Here is a 16885-nt window from a genome sequence, read left to right as displayed (position 1 = left end):
GTGGAGAGCTCCCCGCATACGGTAGTGGAGAACTCTCCACTTAGCAATGGGAGGCCCCATGGTCCGGTCAGACGCCCGTGAGAACAGGGCGCGCATCCTCGCCGCCGCACGCGAAGCGCTCGCGGCGGACGGCGCCACGTCGATGAACCAGATCGCCCAGCGCGCCGGAGTCGGCGCGGGCACCCTGTACCGCAACTTCCCCACTCGCGAGTCGCTGGTCCTGGCCGTATACCAGGACGAAGTGGCACGCATCGTCGGCACCGTGCCCGACCTGCTGGCCCAGATGCCTCCGCTGGAGGCGCTCCGCGACTGGACGACCGACCTCGTCGAGGCCATGCGCAGAAAGCACGGCCTCGGCGACGCTCTCGGTCCGGGAGCGCACCAGGCGATCAGCCAGCAGAGCTACGGACCGGTCATCGCCGCCATCACAGAACTCCTCGACGCAGGCAAGAAGGACGAAAGCATCCGCCCAGACGCCAACCCAGGAGACTTCCTCCAACTCACCGGCGCCCTCTGGCGCGCCCCTTCCAGCCCCACGGACAGGGCTCCCCACATGCTCGCGCTCATCCTCGACGGACTCCGCCCGCGCCCGTAAAACGCGGACCCGACGGCGCCCGTCAAGTGAACGACTTACAGTCCCGTTCGTGCTGGTGACCGACGCGCCATTCGGCTCTGCGGCAAAGAACCACGAATTGCGCAGCTCTCGAATACCAACACTTCACCACTGGGGCGTCGTTACCGGCTCCCCCTCAGCGCCGAGCAGCCTCCGAGCGCCTGTCGACGCCGTTGGTGAACGTCTCAGGGCCACCATGGGAGTCGACCGGCGCCGCGCCGTCCATGCCGCGATCGACCTGGTCCGCCGCGGTGGCAACGTCTCCCTGTGTGGCGTCTACGGCGGAACGGCCGGCCCGCTTCCGATGCTGACCATGTTCGACAAGCAGATCCAGCTCAGGATGGGCCAGGCCAATGACAGACGCTGGGTCGACGACATCCTGTCGCTTCTCACCGACGAGGACCCGTTGGGCGTCGGCCCTTCGCGACGCACCGGCTGCCCGCCGGCGGACGGGCCGCAGGCATAGAAGACGCTCCAGGACAGGCTCGACGGGGATCAAAACCCCCGTCCTCTGACGTGCAAGCGACGCGAAAGCCCCAACGACCAAGCCTGACTGAGGTCCGCAGAGCATGGGGGCGGGATCCGGTTCACTCCGCTCCGCGTGCCCTTTCACCAGCCGCCTGTGCCGCCCCTGTCCCGGAGGTCTGGTCGCTCGTGCTCAGGGAACCGCCCGAGTTTTCCAGGTGGGCGCGGATGAACCACTGGAAGAGTTCGCGGCCGCGCAGGTGCTCGATCAGCAGGTCCTGGCTGACGGTGTTCGACTCCTCGCTGGCGGCGACCGCCTCCCGGTGGTCCGAGATGATCCCGGTGAAGACCAGGTCCAGCGCTCCGAGGTGTTCGATCGCTTCCGCGCGGCCAATCGCGTAGTCGTCCCAGCTGCGCTCGGCGACCAGAACGCCGGGGGTGCCGGTGGGGGAGCCGCCGAGGGTGGAGATCCGCTCGGCGGTCGCGTCCACCATCTCCCGTAACGGCGCTCACCTGGGGGTCCAGCATCTGGTGCACCGCGATGAAGTGCGGGCCCACGACGTTCCAGTGCACAGGCTTGAGCGTCAGGGCTAGTTCATTGAGAGCGTGCAGCCGCGTGCGCAGCAGCAGGGTGACCTCGCCGCCCTGCGACGTTGTCATGCCCGGCACCGGTGTACCGCGGGGTGGTGCTGTGTGATTCCGACATGGGCCTCTCCTTACGGTCGTATGGCTTTGCCTCTGCCGCATCGCAGTTCCCGGCGCGGCAGCGTCCGGCGCCCGACCGCACACGGATACCACTCCCGTCTACCCCAAACATGCGACCCTGCCAGCGAGTCCGTCTCCGGGGCAGGGGAGGGGTGCCGCCGGTGGCATTGACGCTCTCCGCGGTGATGTAACTGGCCTGAGTGGAGGCGAGGAAGACGTACGCGGGTGCCATTTCGGCAGGCGGGGCGGGTCGGCCGAGGGGTGACTGCTTGCCGAAGCCGGCGGTGCCGGAGGACCGACCGGTTGAGTTCCGCGGCAGCCCCGACCACTCTTCCGTCTTAGACGTCGTTTTATTTGGTGAGGCGGCGGTGGCAGATGAGTGTGGCTGCGATGCCGACGAAGGCGAGGAAGTGTTCGGCTTTGCGTTCGTAGCGTCGGTGGAGACGTCGGCAGCCGGCCAGCCACGAGACGGTCCTTTCGACGACCCATCGGTGTCGGCCCAGCCGCTGTGAGGATTCGATGCCCTTGCGGGCGATGCGGTGGCGGATGCCTCTCCTGCGGAGCCATCGGCGCAGGTGGTCGTAGTCGTAGCCCTTGTCGGCGTGAAGCCTGGCGGGCCGTCGGCGGCGGCGGGCCACGCCGGGAGCGGATCGGCGGGATCCCGCGCACGAGCGGCTCAAGGCCCTGGCTGTCATGCATGTTGGCGCCGGAGATGCCGAGCGACAGCGGCAGTCCTTTCCGGTCGGTGATCAGGTGGATCTTCGATCCCGGCTTGCCACGGTCGGTCGGATTCGGTCCCGTTAGTGACCCCCTTTTGCCGCCCGCACGCTGACGGAGTCGATCGCGCACCTCGACCAGTCCAGCTCGCCCTGCGTGCCGAGTTCGTCGAGGACGACGCGGTGGAGCCGGCCCCACACTCTCGCTTCCGACCACTGCGCGAACCGCCGGTAGACCGTGGGCCAGGCCGGCCCGAACACCGGCGGCAACTGCCGCCACGTGCAGCCCGACGTCGCCACGAACAGGATCGCCGCCAGCACTTCACGATCACCCGCCCGAGCCCGGCCACCACCCTGCGGACGTATCACCACCGTCGGCGGCACCACCCGACGGAACAGCACCCACAACTCATCCGGCACCAACCGCTCAACCAAGTCCGTCATGCACGGTTCAACGAACGATCAAGCCATAAGAAACGACGTCTTAGGGCGCGTGTCGGAGGGCGGCTCAGCCGTGCGGCGTACCGACGACGGATGGCGCGCGGTCGTCGTTGTCTCGAAGTGCCCCCGGATCGCCAAGTTTGCTCGCCGTGTACGAGTGCTGCTCGATCAGTGAGAGGGCGGTGAACTCCGCGAGAGCCTGCAGCGTGAACTGGCCATCGGACGGCCATGCGGGGACTCCATGAGGAGGTTGAGCGCTCCCGGCCGTCGCAGGCACGTCGGTGGTGATTGGTGCTTCATGGCCATATGGGTTCGTACGTGAAGAGTGGCGGTGAGCGGCTTGCCTGAGCTGCCCGATGTCGAAGCGTTCCGAAAGGTACTCGTCTCCTGCGCTGTGGGCAGGCGGATCGAACGAGTCGAGGTGTACGACACGGGTGTCCTACACGGGGTGAGTGGACGAGGGCTGCGACGTGATCTGGAGGGCCGGAGATTCGCCGAGCCCCAGCGGCATGGGAAGTGGCTGCTTGCCCGGACCGACGGCCCTACGGTCCTACTGCACTTCGGAATGACCGGACAACTCCTCTGCTCCGGACCGGACGACCCGCTCCACCGCCACGACCGTGTCGTGTTCGCGCTGACCGGCGACCGGCAGCTCCGCTACCGGGACCAGCGCAAGCTCAAGGGGCTCTGGCTGCTGGACGAGCCGGGCGTCACCCGGATGCTCCACGATCAGGGACCTGACGCCACAGAGGTGACACCCACCGCTTTCGAGGCACTGCTGTCCGGGCGGCGTGGCAGCGTCAAGCAGGCTCTCCTCGATCAGTCGGCGCTGGCCGGTCTGGGCAATCTCCTGGTCGACGAGATCCTTTGGCGTTCCCGGCTGAACCCGGCCCGGAAGGCAAACGGGCTCACCCGTGAAGAACAAGACCATCTGTATACCGAAATGCGCCGTACGTTGCGTTCCGCGATACGTGCAGGTCGCGTGCCGCCGAGAAATACGTGGCTCACGGGACACCGTGACGCAGCCGGTGCTCCGTGCCCGCGCTGCGGTGAGTCGTTGCACAGAGGCCGTATCGGGGGGCGCGGCACCGTGTGGTGCCCGCGGTGCCAACCTGAGGTGTCCTGAATTCTCTCTTGATGTGTGGCCCGGAAGCCGGGATGTTCGGCGGCAGCCCCGGTGGTGGCAAAGCACGGGTGGGTTTGCGTTGCCTCTCCGCCCCGTCGGCACCGGGGCAATCCCGCGGACGGCTGAGTGCCCGGCCCCGAACGCGTCCGCGACCGGGAAGCGGGACGGGGAAGGCTGCGGCACCATGGAGATCATGAAGCAGTCCGCGCTGATCGTGATCGACATGATCAACACCTACGATCACCCCGACGCCGGCCTCCTCGTACCGTCGGCGGAGAAGGCCGTTCCTCGCATCGCGCGACTGATCGACGAGGCCCGGCGCCGGAAGGTGCCGATCATCTACGTCAACGACAACTTCGGCGAGTGGCGTTCCCACCACGGCGAGATCGTCGATACGGCGCTCGCGGGCCCCCATGCCGATCTGGTCGAACCCCTGCGGCCGGGAGACGATTCCCTCTTCGTCATCAAGGCGCGGCACTCGATCTTCTACGAAACACCGTTGTCTTTCCTGTTGTCCCAGCTCAACGTCGATCACGTGATTCTCTGCGGCCAGGTCACCGAACAGTGCGTGCTCTACTCGGCACTGGACGCGCACATCCGGCATCTGCGGGTGACCGTGCCGCGTGATGCCGTCGCCCACATCCACTCGGACTTGGCCGACGCCGCCCTCCGGATGATGGAACGGAACATGAACGTCACCCTCCTGAACACCGTCTCGGTAGAGTTCTGATTCCTGGTGCTGCCCGGTTGGGACGGCTTCAGTTCGGGGCCTGTCACCGCCCGGCAGCTATTCCGGGTGGCTGCCGCTGGGCGATCGGCTCAGGTCGACGACGCAGAACGCGTTTCCGTCCGGGTCGGTGAGGAGGGCGAAATGCGGCGCCGGCGGATACTCCCAGGCGGCCCTGTCGGCGCCCAGCGCAATGAGGCGTTCCACCCTCCGCCGTCTGCTCCGCGGTGGTGTCGACCAGCAGATCGAGATGGATCCGCGGACGGGCGGATGCCGACGACTCGCTGCGCATCAGGGCCAGCGCTCTGCCGGATCCGTCCGCGTGGTCCAGCGTCCGCCATGTCTCCTTCTGCCACTCCGTGGTGGCCACGAGATCGAGGGCCGAGGTCCAGAAGGCCACGGCACGGGGGATGTCCACCACGCCGATCACCGGGAAACCAAGCCTGAGCACGAGAAGCCCTCCTTCGGGGGTCGCTCTGGCATCTGGGGACCGGCTTGCCCGGCGGCGAACGGTTGACGCGCCTGAGAACGCACCCGGGGCGGTGGGCATCCGTGAGGTGATCGATCGACCGAGAACTGCGATTCAGATGCGAGGGCCAGGCGTGTCCGCCGTGGTTCCGGTTATGCGGCAGCCCACCACGGCGCGCTACGTGTGCCTGCGGGAGAGGGGACCGGTATGAGCCGAGAACTACGCGTCACACTGGTACTCGTCGCACGTCGGCGCTTCTTCTGCTCTGTCTGACTGCCTGCGGCGGGGCCCACGAGCGCACTGGGGAGCGTCGCTGCCGCTAGAGGCGGACTGGACGCGGGCGACCCGGCGGCGGCTCGCGCGGCGCTGGGCCCGGAGACCCCGGGATGAGGTCGAGGACTCGGAGAAGAAGACCTGCGCCCGCGCCATCGGCGCTCAAGACCTCCCGGCCGGGGGCACGGTACGTCACGTGGACGTCTTCGGGCGCCAGGCCCGTGCCGTACTGGTGTCGGACACGCTGTTCCTGTCGCAGTTCCCGGACGGCTGGAAGGTCGTCCCCGCCGGGTGCGAGCCCCACCCCGGCCACCCCTACCGGTGTTCGGTCAAAGGAGGCTGACGCGTGTGCACCATGTTCGCGATCTGCCTGACCGTCGTCCTGGGCGGTCTCGCCTACCTCCTCGCGGTGGGGTTGATGCAGCGATGACCGGCGCCGCACCGCCGCCCCCCACACGCGGTGCCGAGCTGTACCGAAGGTGCTGCCGCGAGTCTGCGCGGCGTGCGCTGCTTCGTACGCGACAACGGCATAAGCCTGGGCTTCGGAATCGCGTTCCTGCTCGCTCTGGCAGGTCAGGCGGTCGCCGGCTGCGCCGAGTTCAACAACCGGCTCGCCGCGGACGGGCTCACACAGGTCGGCTTCTTCGCGTCGCCGCCTACAACGAGCAGTAGTTGAGGCAGCTCCAGGGCCCCATCGGCTGGTCCGAGTACATGGTCTCCGCGGACTCCTGGAGCAGGAGCCTGCAGAACTGGCCGTCCGAGCTTCTTGCTGTCGCCTCCATGGCCCTCCTCTCCGTCTACCTGCGCCAGCGTGGCTCTCCGGAGTCCCAACCCGTCGGCGCCCCGCACGACGCCACCGGCGTCGAGGGGTGAGTCTTCCGGGGGCTTTACGGGTGTTTGAACCGTGCGGGGTGGGTACTCGAAGCCGCCGACGGGGACACCGAGGCACCGCGAACGGAACCGGGACAGCACACCGAGGGAGCCGGAACATGCGCGCACTGACCTGGCAGGGCAAGAGGGACGTCCGGGTGGAGACCGTTTTTGATCCGCGGATCGAGCACCGGGGTCGCCGTTCGGCGCCATCAGCCCTCTCGCCGGATTGTCGTGCTCCCGCGGTGCTCACACCCCGCTCCGGTGCAGTTTCCGGGCTTGTGGACGACAGGACTTCGTTGCCAGTCCTCGCAGAAAATCTGTCATGGCCGGAGTAGACATCTGCGGCTTGCTGGGGTTAGTGTTTTGCCTGTAGCCAAGAGGTCGAGCAGGCCCGGCAGAGATGAACTGCCGGTAGCAGTACACGTAAGTGCAGGTCGGTGCTGGTGGAGTTCCGAAGCCAGAGCAGACGCAGGACGGGCGACGGGGCTGGCTGCCGGAGAGTGACGCTTCCTCAAGGTCACCAGCGGTTCGCATCACCAGTAGTACAGAGCAGTGCGCAGTACCGGCAGTAGGCAAGTGATTGATCCCAGAGGGAAGAACGGAGGAGCCGAGCGCCATCAGGATCGCCCGGGTGGAAACAGTGAGCTCGGGTACCGCAGGACATCGATAGTGAGGTGGTCTCCGGTCAAGCAACCGCGATCCCCGCAGTGCCCGTCCTCTCCCGGACGGTCGTGCGGACACAGAAGGTCGGCGCAGTAACAGGGCCGGCAGATGGTGTAGCAGTTCCTTCGGGGCCTTGGTGCCGTACGGCACCAGGGCCCCTCCAACGTGTTCCACGAGAGAGGTGCGATGACAGCAGACGACTCCTTCGGCCGTCTCGACGACGACGACTACCCCGCCTACACCATGGGCCGGCCGCCGAGATCCTCGGCACCACACCCGCCTTCCTCCGCGCCATCGGCGAGGCTTTCCTGAAGAACGGGTGTCAGATCATGAGCGCTTCACCGATGCGATGCAGTGCCGCCGGTCCCACCAGGGCCCCGACCGTGGCAGCGCCCAGGACCACTGTCACGGTGTAGATGTGCCGGTCGGTGTCCGACAGTGCACGGCCCCAGGGCAACCCCGTGGACGACGACTGAGTGCCCCGCCCCTGACGACGCCTACGTTCAGGCCGTCGGGCCCTCGGTCGGCGAGCGCCGGCGGGAGAAGTGGCGTGCGCTGGGGACCAGTGCGGCGGCGGTCGGGGCCCCGAAGCAGGTCAGTGCGCAGACGGTGAGTACGGCGCGTGGGCCGAAGGTGTCGATCGCCGGGGCGATGAGTGCGAGGCCGACCGGCGCGAGGCCGTACGACAGCATGAAGTCGAGGGACGAGACGCGGGCGAGTTTGTCCGGTGCCACCTCACGCTGGGTCGCTGTGAACCAGGGGACGTTGAAGAGCTCGATCCCGACTCCCGCGATGGCGTAGGCGGCGATGACGGCCGTGGGATGCACCGGGAAGAGAAGGCTCAGGGGTGCGAAGCCGTAGGCGGCCAGTCCCGCGAGGGCGGCCCATCCCTGGGAAGGCGGGCGCCAGCGGGCGATGAGCAGCGCGGCGGCGAGGGCTCCGGCGGTGTAGGCGGTGGTGGCCGCCGCGAGGACCACGCCGGTGTCGTACCGGTCCCGGCTGACAAGGGGCAGCGCGACTCCGGTGGCGGAGTATCCGGTGGCGATGACGGCGGTGAGCGCGGCGAGTGTCGCAAGGAACCAGGGGTGCCTGCGCGCCTCACGCACTCCGTCCGCGAACTCCGCCAGGAACGAGGGGCGTTCGTGTGCGTTGGCGGGCGCGACTGGCGTGCCCTGTGTGCCCGGTGTCCTTCGCCCGGGGACGAACGCGGCGGCGAGCCAGAGCACGCCGATCCCCAGGAGCAGCGCCCCGGTGCTGAGGACGACCGCGAGCAGGGCGGTCAGGGCGGGTCCCGCGAGGGTGCTGACCCGGACCGAGAGGGTCATAGCCGCGTTGGCCTGCTGCCTGCGCCCGGCGTCGACGACCTCTGCCGTGAGCGCCTGGAAGGCGGGCCGGCAGGCGCCCTGCCCGGCTCCGGCGAGCGCGGCGGCGAACGCCATCAGGGGGAGCGAGCGCCCGAGTCCGGCGGCCAGCAGCGGGGCGGAGGCCGCGGCCACCAGTCCCGACCACAGGACGACTCCGCGCCGCGAGTGCCGGTCCGCCAGCACCCCGCCCACGGGGACCGCGGCGAGGAAGCCGATGGTACGGGCGGCCAGGAGCAGGCCGAGTGCGGCGGGCGAGAGTGCGCGGTCGAGCACGGCGAGGCCGAGCACGAACGGCAGAGCCCACGTGGCGAGCCCCGAGGCGGTGGCCCCCGACCACAGCCGTAGGAAGGCGGTGTCCCGCAGCACGGAACGCCTCGGCGGTGGGGCGGACTTGGCGAGATCTGTCGCGCTGGGTGCGCTCGGCACGGTGTGACGCTCCTGACATCGGGAGTCGGTTGCTATGGCTCCGCCATGGTCAATTGCCCGCCAGGGCGGGCCTCGTGACGTCGTACGGCGGCGGTGTACGGAGCGGCCCGGCCGCTCGCGGACGCCCAAGGGTAGCAAGATGAAAACGATTATCGTTATAGTGCGGACTGGTTCGCCCTTCCTCGCCGGGGGCTTGGCCATATCTGTCCCGTAACCCCGATATCCGCCGCCACCCGACGCCGCAACCCGCCCGGCCGCCAACACCCCTCCGTCCAGGCCGAGTCGGCAGTCGCCCCACCCGTTGATGAGAACGATCCAGCCGCTCACAGCCGCTGCGCCAAGGAGACCTGATGGACCCGACCGCGACCGGACCCGCTTTGCTGGAACAGCTTCCGCCGCCCCTTCCCGAAGCGCGAATCATCGCTCTCAACCAGCCGAAATCCGATCTGCACACCACGCGCGCCTACACCTGGGAGAGCTGGGAGTTCGAGGCCCCGCCGGGCGTTTTCCTGCCGGGGGCGACCAGCAGGATGATCCACGAGCGGCTGCTCGACGGCCGGATCGAGGTGCGCGGGCGCAGGTACGGCGCGATGGGTGCCGGGCTGGGAGTCGAAGCCGTCGCCGCAGGTGTCCGCGGAGCCCAGGAGATCTACGCGTTCGACGTCCACGCCGAGAGCGTGAGCACCGCCGCCCGCCACTACGAGCGGCTGGTCGGATCGCGCGAGGGCACCGCCTTCGTTCCCCTGGTGGGCGACATGTTCGGCAGCCTGCCTCCGGGGGTGCGGCTGGACGTCATCACCTTCAACCCACCGGCTGTCAGCCGGAGAGTCAGCGAGGACCCCGACGTGGTGCGCAACGTCTGCGTGGGCGCGCCCCTACTGGCGCGGTTCTTCAGGCAGATCCGCGACCGCGATCTGCTGGCCGAGAATGGTGAGGTCTTCCTCATCGTCTCCAACACGGCCGACCTGCCCACCATCGTGGGCGACGCCCTGGACCAGGGGTTCACCGTCGAGATCGACCATCTCCACGACTGGCGGGACGGCGTCCTGACTTTCCTGTTCCGGCTGACCCGGGGAGGCCGGTCATGACCGGGCGAACGTCCCCGACCCGGCTCCGTCCCCGTCCCCGCAGTGTCGACCAGCTGATGTCCGATGTCCTGGCGGGAGCACACGGACCGGACCCCGCCGGCCTCACGGCCACCAGCGCGTTCTGGATCCACCACGGCACACGCCTCGCCGGCGGCGACGCCACCTATCTCAACCAGTACGTCCTGATCAGATTGGGCGGATCGTTCGGCGCCTGCGCCTTCGAAGCCGGTGAAGTCGACCCCGGCATCTGCCGCGAAGCGTCCGGGGCGCCCCTGGACGTACTGCTGCGAGAGGCTCCCCGGCCGATCCGGATCGCCGCCCTCGACGCGTATCTCACCGAGGCCGAGCCGCACCTCCGGACGGCAGGCGCCGAACGGGTACCGCTGCCCGCAGGAACCCCGGAGATCCGGGCCAAGGTCCGGGACACGGCCGTGGCCGGTCTGCTGGACGTCGCGCGGGGTGCGAAGGTCGGGCTCATCGGCGTGGTCAACCCGCTGGTCGCCGCGATCCGCGAGCGCGGTGGTGTCCCGCTGCCCTGCGACTTCAATCTCCGTACGACCCAGTGGGGAGACCCCGTCAGCGACAGCACGGAGACGATGCTGGGAGAAGCCGACGCTGTGATCGCCACCGGAATGACGCTGAGCAACGGCACCTTCGACACCGTCCTCGCCCGCTGCCGCGAACGCGCCGTGCCGCTGATCGTCTACGCCCAGACGGGCAGCGCGGTGGCACGGGCCTTCCTGGGATCGGGCGTCACCGCCCTGTCCGCGGAGCCGTTCCCGTTCTCCCAGTTCAGCGCCGAGCCGACCACCCTTTACCGCTACCGCGCGACTGCCGAGGACGACGTATGACCGATGTCCATACGCTCGATGGGGATGGCCGCACATCATCGGGCACGGGTTACGCCGGCTGCCACCACGGCGAGATTCTGCAAGGCGTCTTCCTCGACGCCCGAGGCCGACGGCGCGCCGCCCTGGTCACCCTGCCGCTGACCGGCCTCGGAACCCGCGCCGACGCCGTGCTCCGCCCGGACGCCCCGCCCGGGAGCCACTCGGTCAACCCGCCCGACCGGACGAAAGCCCTGCGCGCCGCGGTACTCGCCCTGCGGGAGTGCCGCCTGCGGCGTCCCCAGACCCCCCTCGGCGGACTGGAGTTGAGGCTCAGCGGTGATGTCCCGGTGGGACTGGGGATGGGCTCCTCCAGCAGCGATGTCATCGCCGCCGTACGCGCGGTCGCGGACGCCTGCGGACTGCGGCTGCCCTCGCGGACCGTCGCCCGTATCGCCGTACGGGCGGAGCGGGCGTCCGACCCTCTGATGCTCGACGGCCGGCCTCTGCTGTTCGCCCAGCGGGAGGGCCGGATCCTCGAAGTACTCGGCGACGCGCTGCCGCCCGCGGTGGTGGTCGGCTGCGCGCTGGGCGCCGGGCGGCCCGTCGACACCCTTGCCCTGCCGTCTCCGGCCCGGGGCGACGACGACGTGCGCGCCTACGAGCGGCTGCGTTCGCTGCTGCGGCGAGCACTCGCCGAGAAGGACACCCGGCTGCTCGGGCACGTCAGTACCGAGAGCGCGCGGCGCGCCCAACGGGTGCTGCGCCAGCCGGAATTCGACCGTCTGACGCGCGTCGCCGAGCGCACCGGGGCCGTGGGAGTGCAGATCGCGCACAGCGGCTGCGTGGCCGGGCTGCTTTTCGACCCCGCCGCCACGGACCTCGAAGCCCGCCTCCGCCGCTGTGTGAGCGCACTGGACCGCGACGGCATTCCCGTGACCCGCACCTTCACGACACACACGCCCGCTGAGCCCATCGCGTCCATCACCTCCTTCACTCCCAACACCGCCGTCACGACCACCGAGGAGTCCCGCCATGGACGAGCACATCGCCGACGCGATCGGACGGCCGGACCTGATTCACCTGGACGAAGGTCTCGTCTGTCTGCGCTTTGAGTCCATGAAGGTCGTGTCCGCCATGGCGGCGGTACGACACCTGCTCGCCACCGGAGCCGTACGGCCCGGCGACACCCTGCTGGACAGCTCCAGCGGCATCTACGCCTACGCCCTCGCCCTGGCCTGCCACCGCTACGGCATGCGCTGCCACATCGTCGGCTCCACGACCGTGGACCACACCCTGCGCACCCAACTCGCCGTACTGGGAGCGGAGTTCGAGCAGGTGGACCCCAGCGACGACCTGAAGCTCGACCAGAGGCGACGAGTCGCCCGGATCGGCGAGATACTTGCCCGGCACCCCGAGTACCACTGGATGCGTCAGTACCACGACGACATCCACTATCTCGGCTACCGGGCTATCGCCGATCGCGTCCACCAGGAGACCGGCACCGGCCCTCTCAGCGTGGTTGGCGGAGTCGGATCCGGGGCCTCGACGGGATCGCTGGCCCGCCGGCTGCGGGAAAATTCACCCGGCGTCGGCCTGATCGGCGTCCAGCCCTTCGGCAGCGTCACCTTCGGCAGCGACCGCGTGCCCGACCCCGACATCATCATCGCCGGGATCGGCAGCTCCATCCCTTTCGCCAATGTCGACCACTCCCTGTACGACACCCTGCACTGGCTCGGCTTCGGCAGCGCCCTCGCCGGCAGCGTCGACCTGTTGCGCCGGTACGCCGTGTTCGCCGGACTCTCCACGGGAGCCGCTTACCTCACCGCCCGGTGGGAACGGAACCAAGACCCCGGGCGAACCTTCGTGTTCATCGCCGCCGACACCGGCCACCGCTACACAGACTCGGTTTTCGCACGCCATCACACAGCGCAGCAGGCCGATGCCCTCACTCCGCGCACCGTGGCCGCTCTCGACGATCTCGCCCACCCCTGGTCGCGGATGGACTGGAACCGCGCCCCCGCTCCGCAACCGGCCGGTGGCCCGCCCCTGAAGACCAACTCAACGGAACGGCCAACCCGTTGATACTCCGAAACCTCACGCCCACAGAGGTCCCGGAGACCAGTAGCCCCGGGATTCCGGCCGCCGTGCCCGAGGGACGGCTCCACCGCCCGGCGGCCGTCGCGGCCACGTGCGCGGCCCTCGCCGTACTGCTCTCGGGATCAGTACTCCTCGCCATCAGCCTGGGCCCGGCGCCGGTCCCTCCCGCCGACACCGCCCGCTTCCTGTGGGCGGCGCTCACCGGAGGCGAGGTCGCGGCCGTCGACATCACGACCTACCAGATCATCTGGGAGATCCGCACCCCGCGCGTGCTGCTCGCGGCTCTGGTGGGCGCCGGGCTGAGCGCAGTCGGTGTCGCCGTCCAGGTGATGGTACGCAACGCGCTTGCCGACCCGTTCGTCCTCGGCGTCTCCTCCGGAGCCGCAGTGGGCGCGGTCGGCGTCACCGTCTCCGGGGGGCTTGCAGGGCTGGGTCTGCACGCGGTCTCGGGCGGAGCATTCGCGGGCGCGCTGTTCGCCTCCTTCCTGGTGTACTTCGCTTCCTCGCGCGGCGGCGCGCTTTCCCCGCTGCGACTCGTACTCACGGGCGTCTGCGTTTCGTTCGGACTCCAGGCCGTCATGAGCGTGATCATCTACCTCGCGCCCACCAGCGAAGCGACGAGCACGGTCCTGTACTGGACGATGGGCAGCTTCGGCGCGGCGAGCTGGTCCGTCCTGCCGGTCGTGACCGCGACCGTCCTGCTCGGCATCGCGGTGCTGCACCGGCGGAGCCGTTCCTTGGATGTCATGGCACTCGGCGACGAGACCGCCGTCAGCCTCGGCATCAGCCCCGACCGCCAGCGGCGATCCCTGCTCGTCCTCGCCTCCCTTCTCACCGGAGTCATGGTCGCCGTCAGCGGCGCGATCAGCTTCGTCGGACTGGTCATGCCGCACCTCGTACGCCTGCTGACCGGCGCCGGACACGCACGTGTCCTGGCCCTCGCGCCCCTGGCCGGGGCAGTGTTCATGGTGTGGGCCGACCTGATCGCCCGCACCTTGGCCGCCCCCCGCGAACTGCCCATCGGCGTCATCACCGCGCTCGTCGGAGTACCGGTCTTCATCACCCTGATGCGCCGCAAGAGCTATCTCTTCGGAGGCCGCTGACATGGAACTCACCCTTGACCGCGTGACGTTTTCCCTGGACGGCAAGACCCTGGTGCGGGATCTGTCCCTGCAGGCCAGGTCCGGCCAGGTGATCGGCCTCGTCGGCCCGAACGGCAGCGGCAAGTCCACCGCCCTGCGATGCGTCTACCGCGCGCTGAAACCCACCTGCGGGACAGTGTTGGTCGACAGGCTCGACCTCGCCTCACTGACCCTGCGCGAAAGCGCGCGGGCCGTCGCCGCCATGACCCAGGACAGCACCGTCGAACTCGACTTCACGGTCGAGGAGGTCGTCGCCCTGGGCCGAGCCCCGCACCTGCGCGGCAACCAGAACCTGAGCGCACGAGAACGGGACCTGGTGACCGGCACCATGGCCCGGCTCGACATCTGCCACCTCGCGCGCCGGGGGATCCTGACCCTCTCCGGCGGCGAACGCCAGCGCGTCCTGGTCGCCCGCGCCCTGGTCCAGGAGCCGAAGATCCTGGTCCTGGACGAACCCACCAACCATCTCGACGTCCGCCACCAGATCGAACTGCTCTCCCTGCTGCGCGGATTGGGCCCGACCGTCCTGGTGGTCCTGCACGACCTCAACCTGGCGGCGGCGGCCTGCGACCGGCTCGCCGTCCTCTCCCACGGACGCCTCGTCGCCTCCGGCACCCCCGAGGAGGCCCTCACCGCCGAACTCCTCCGGGAGGTGTTCGGCGTCCGCGCCGATGTCGTCCGCCATCCGCGCACCGGTGATCCGCAACTGCTGTACGCACTCATCCCACACCTATGACTCCGATCAGCCCCATGAAGAGAGAGACGAAAATGTCCTCACGTCCCGCGATACGCCGCCCCGCCCGTCTGGGCTCGGCCCTGACCGTCGCCCTCCTGCTCGGCGGCTGCGGTGCCGACATCGACACCGACCCGAAGGCCGACGCCGACGTTATGGTGCGGCGATGTGGCGAACCCGTCCCGTACACCGTCCCGAAGAGAGCCGTCGCTTACGAAGGCGGCAGCGCCGACAAGCTGTTCAGCCTCGGTCTGACCGACCACGTACTTGGTTACGTGATGCCCCCGGCCAACCCGCCGGTGAGCGAATCACCCTGGGCCGCCGAGTACGCCAAGGTCGAAATGCTCAGCGACGACCTCCTCAACAAGGAACTCGTCGTATCTAAGAAGTCCGATCTCGTCGTCGCCGGCTGGAACTCCGGCTTCAGCGAGCAGCGCGGCATCACGCCCGAGATCCTCGACAGGCTCCGCATCCAGAGCTTCATGCACGCCGAGAGCTGTTACAACTACCCCGGCTTCCCCGAGAAGACCGCTCCCTTCGACGGTCTTTACACCGACCTCGAACGGCTCGGCGCGATCTTCCGCGTGGAGGAGAAGGCGACCGAGGTCGTCAACGGGCTGAAGAAGCGCGTGAACGCGGTCAGGGCGACGGCGCCCACGCCGGCGGCCGACCCACTCCCGGTATTCCTCTACGACTCGGGCATGGACCAGCCCTTCACGGCCGGAAGCCAGGTCCCGCCGAACGACATCATCAAGACCGCCGGGGGCCGCAACATCTTTGACGGCCTCAACGAACGCTGGACCCAGGTGAACTGGGAAGCGGTCACTCAGGCGGAACCCGAGGTGATCATCATCCTCGACTACGGAGACCAGCCCGCGAAGGAGAAGATCGACTTCCTCAAGGCGTCGCCTCTGACAAGTGCACTGCCCGCCGTGCGGAAGAACCAGTTCTTCGTCCTCGACTACAACGAGGGCATCAGCGGACCTCGGAACATCGACGGCCTGGAGAAATTCGCGTCATACCTTACCTCGCTGAATCCCTGACCGCCATGGGGGCCGATCCGGAGCACTGGGGCGTATCCACATGCCCGGGACGCCCCGGGACAACGCACACAAGTGGAGGGGCGGGGTACCTGACCGTCGCGCTACCGCCACACCGCCAAGGACACACCGTCCGAGCAGAAGACCGCTCGTACCGCGTCGCACGGCGGGGCGCTGTCGTCTCCGCAACCCGGGCCGCCGGGGCCGGGAGCACCGACGAGCTGAGACCCTCGTGGCGGAGATAAAGGAGAACCCGTGTGCGTGAGGACGGAAGATCGCCGGGCGCATAGCTGCCCGTGTACACGCGTACTGCGCGGCGTGCGGTTGGTGGACCAAACCCAGCTGTGGATGTGACCAGTTGAGGGAATCGCTCTCAGCGAACCACGCGATCCAGGAAAATCGTTCACGTGGAAACCGAAAGCCTGGTCGGCCTGATCGGCCTTGGGGGCGCGCTCATGGGGGCCAGCGCAGCTGACTCGCGCACATCGGCCGTGTCCCACAGTCGGACGGTGCCTCATCGGCCGTGCTGGCCAGCAGTCGACCGTTCGGGCTGAACGCGGATCGGTTGACCGGCGTCCCGCCAAAGGGCCTTGTGGCCGCCACCGTCGGGGATCCGGCCGGGTTTCTTCACAACGATGTGGATCGGTTCGCCGGGGCGGTCGCGTTCGTGGCGTCGGATCACGGTGCCGGTGGGCCGGTCGAGCCGGGCGAGGCGGTGCAGGCCGTGGCGGGTCAGGATGCGGTGGACGGTGGAGGCGGGCAGGCCCAGGACCGGGCCGATCCGGGCGGGCCCGAGCTTGCGGGACCGCCTCAGCTCGCAGACCTGTTCTTCGACGGTGGCGGGGGTGCGCCCTCGGCCCGCCACCGGCGCACCCACTTGTGAGCGGTGGGCCGTGAAACACCCAGCTCGGCGGCGACATGCGCCACCGGCCGCCCGGAACGGACGCGGTCGACCAGCAACCGCCTGCCATGAACGGTCAACCGGGCATTACGGTGGGACGCGAAGACCTCCGGTGCGGCGCAGTCCTAGGGCGTGTCCGCAAAGTCTGTTGGTCGTTGGTAAGTCGTGGTGAGACGTCATGAGTTGACTGATG

General features: G+C 68.8%; 15 protein-coding genes and 6 pseudogenes. 15 read left to right on the top strand and 6 right to left on the bottom strand.

Annotated elements, in window-relative coordinates:
• The first annotated feature begins 58 nt into the window (after positions 1–58).
• Together IEY79_RS34650 and IEY79_RS34645 are read left to right on the top strand one after the other, a co-directional pair.
• Positions 59–595, top strand: coding sequence for a TetR/AcrR family transcriptional regulator (locus IEY79_RS34650; protein WP_189111635.1), 537 nt, complete (start codon positions 59–61; stop codon positions 593–595).
• Positions 596–644: 49 nt separating this feature from the next.
• Positions 645–1079 carry an MDR/zinc-dependent alcohol dehydrogenase-like family protein gene (locus tag IEY79_RS34645; protein WP_373292686.1) on the top strand — a complete coding sequence of 145 codons (435 nt, stop codon included), beginning with the start codon at positions 645–647 and terminating at the stop codon, positions 1077–1079.
• Between the two features lie 121 nt (positions 1080–1200).
• Here IEY79_RS34645 and IEY79_RS34640 read toward each other — a convergent pair.
• The 3 pseudogenes from IEY79_RS34640 to IEY79_RS34635 all read right to left on the bottom strand — a co-directional run bounded on the left by IEY79_RS34640 (position 1201) and on the right by IEY79_RS34635 (position 2943).
• Positions 1201–1784: pseudogene (locus IEY79_RS34640) on the bottom strand (Dps family protein).
• Between the two features lie 147 nt (positions 1785–1931).
• Positions 1932–2069 (bottom strand): annotated as a pseudogene (locus IEY79_RS37730) (SDR family oxidoreductase); the annotation flags it as partial.
• A gap of 64 nt (positions 2070–2133) precedes the next feature.
• Positions 2134–2943 (bottom strand): annotated as a pseudogene (locus tag IEY79_RS34635) (IS5 family transposase).
• Between the two features lie 337 nt (positions 2944–3280).
• Here IEY79_RS34635 and IEY79_RS34630 point away from each other — a divergent pair.
• Positions 3281–4066, top strand: a complete 786-nt coding sequence (locus IEY79_RS34630) for an Fpg/Nei family DNA glycosylase (RefSeq protein WP_189111672.1) — start codon at positions 3281–3283, stop codon at positions 4064–4066.
• A 193-nt stretch (positions 4067–4259) separates the two neighbouring features.
• Complete coding sequence (locus tag IEY79_RS34625; protein ID WP_189111634.1) at positions 4260–4796, top strand: cysteine hydrolase family protein; 537 nt, start codon at positions 4260–4262, stop codon at positions 4794–4796.
• 57 nt (positions 4797–4853) lie between these two features.
• Here IEY79_RS34625 and IEY79_RS34620 read toward each other — a convergent pair.
• Positions 4854–5244: pseudogene (locus IEY79_RS34620) on the bottom strand (VOC family protein).
• 487 nt (positions 5245–5731) lie between these two features.
• Between IEY79_RS34620 and IEY79_RS34615 the strand changes: the two are divergent.
• From IEY79_RS34615 to IEY79_RS37725, 4 genes and pseudogenes are all read left to right on the top strand, one after another.
• A complete protein-coding gene (locus tag IEY79_RS34615; RefSeq protein WP_189111633.1) occupies positions 5732–5878 on the top strand; it encodes a hypothetical protein in 147 nt (48 codons plus the stop codon).
• Positions 5879–6037: 159 nt separating this feature from the next.
• On the top strand, positions 6038–6211 hold the full coding sequence (locus tag IEY79_RS38265) for a DUF6766 family protein (protein ID WP_308426716.1): 174 nt from the start codon (positions 6038–6040) through the stop codon (positions 6209–6211).
• Entirely contained in the window at positions 6208–6408 is a 201-nt protein-coding gene (locus IEY79_RS38260; RefSeq protein WP_308426715.1) for a DUF6766 family protein, read from the top strand. The genes IEY79_RS38265 and IEY79_RS38260 overlap by 4 nt, the downstream gene beginning before the upstream one ends.
• Before the next feature lie 849 nt (positions 6409–7257).
• A pseudogene (locus IEY79_RS37725) lies at positions 7258–7382 on the top strand (MerR family transcriptional regulator); the annotation flags it as partial.
• A 192-nt stretch (positions 7383–7574) separates the two neighbouring features.
• On the opposite strand, the gene IEY79_RS34600 reads toward IEY79_RS37725, so the two are convergent.
• On the bottom strand, positions 7575–8861 hold the full coding sequence (locus tag IEY79_RS34600) for an MFS transporter (RefSeq protein ID WP_229701382.1): 1287 nt from the start codon (positions 8859–8861) through the stop codon (positions 7575–7577).
• A gap of 350 nt (positions 8862–9211) precedes the next feature.
• Here IEY79_RS34600 and IEY79_RS34595 point away from each other — a divergent pair, with 350 nt between their 5' ends.
• From IEY79_RS34595 to IEY79_RS34565, 7 genes are all read left to right on the top strand, one after another.
• Positions 9212–9949: a class I SAM-dependent methyltransferase gene (locus IEY79_RS34595; RefSeq protein ID WP_189111631.1), complete on the top strand. Its 738-nt coding sequence runs from the start codon at positions 9212–9214 to the stop codon at positions 9947–9949.
• Positions 9946–10800 (top strand): Rossmann-like domain-containing protein, encoded by an 855-nt coding sequence (locus IEY79_RS34590; RefSeq protein ID WP_189111630.1) that lies wholly within the window; start codon positions 9946–9948, stop codon positions 10798–10800. Before IEY79_RS34595 ends, IEY79_RS34590 begins: the two co-directional genes overlap by 4 nt.
• On the top strand, positions 10797–11891 hold the full coding sequence (locus IEY79_RS34585) for a GHMP family kinase ATP-binding protein (protein ID WP_189111629.1): 1095 nt from the start codon (positions 10797–10799) through the stop codon (positions 11889–11891). The genes IEY79_RS34590 and IEY79_RS34585 overlap by 4 nt, the downstream gene beginning before the upstream one ends.
• Complete coding sequence (locus IEY79_RS34580; protein WP_189111628.1) at positions 11812–12861, top strand: pyridoxal-phosphate dependent enzyme; 1050 nt, start codon at positions 11812–11814, stop codon at positions 12859–12861. The genes IEY79_RS34585 and IEY79_RS34580 overlap by 80 nt, the downstream gene beginning before the upstream one ends.
• Before the next feature lie 62 nt (positions 12862–12923).
• Positions 12924–13979: a FecCD family ABC transporter permease gene (locus tag IEY79_RS34575; RefSeq protein ID WP_373292685.1), complete on the top strand. Its 1056-nt coding sequence runs from the start codon at positions 12924–12926 to the stop codon at positions 13977–13979.
• A gap of 1 nt (position 13980) precedes the next feature.
• Positions 13981–14754 carry an ABC transporter ATP-binding protein gene (locus IEY79_RS34570; protein WP_189111627.1) on the top strand — a complete coding sequence of 258 codons (774 nt, stop codon included), beginning with the start codon at positions 13981–13983 and terminating at the stop codon, positions 14752–14754.
• Between the two features lie 32 nt (positions 14755–14786).
• The gene (locus tag IEY79_RS34565; protein WP_229701381.1) at positions 14787–15794 is read left to right on the top strand and encodes an ABC transporter substrate-binding protein; all 1008 of its coding nucleotides are present in this window, start codon (positions 14787–14789) and stop codon (positions 15792–15794) included.
• Positions 15795–16368: 574 nt separating this feature from the next.
• On the opposite strand, the pseudogene IEY79_RS34560 reads toward IEY79_RS34565, so the two are convergent.
• A pseudogene (locus IEY79_RS34560) lies at positions 16369–16772 on the bottom strand (helix-turn-helix domain-containing protein); the annotation flags it as partial.
• Positions 16773–16885 lie beyond the last annotated feature (113 nt).

The organism is Streptomyces camponoticapitis, assembly GCF_014646115.1.
GTDB classification, from domain to species: Bacteria; Actinomycetota; Actinomycetes; order Streptomycetales; family Streptomycetaceae; genus Streptomyces; species Streptomyces camponoticapitis.
This window is presented reverse-complemented; position numbering and strand designations above follow the sequence as displayed.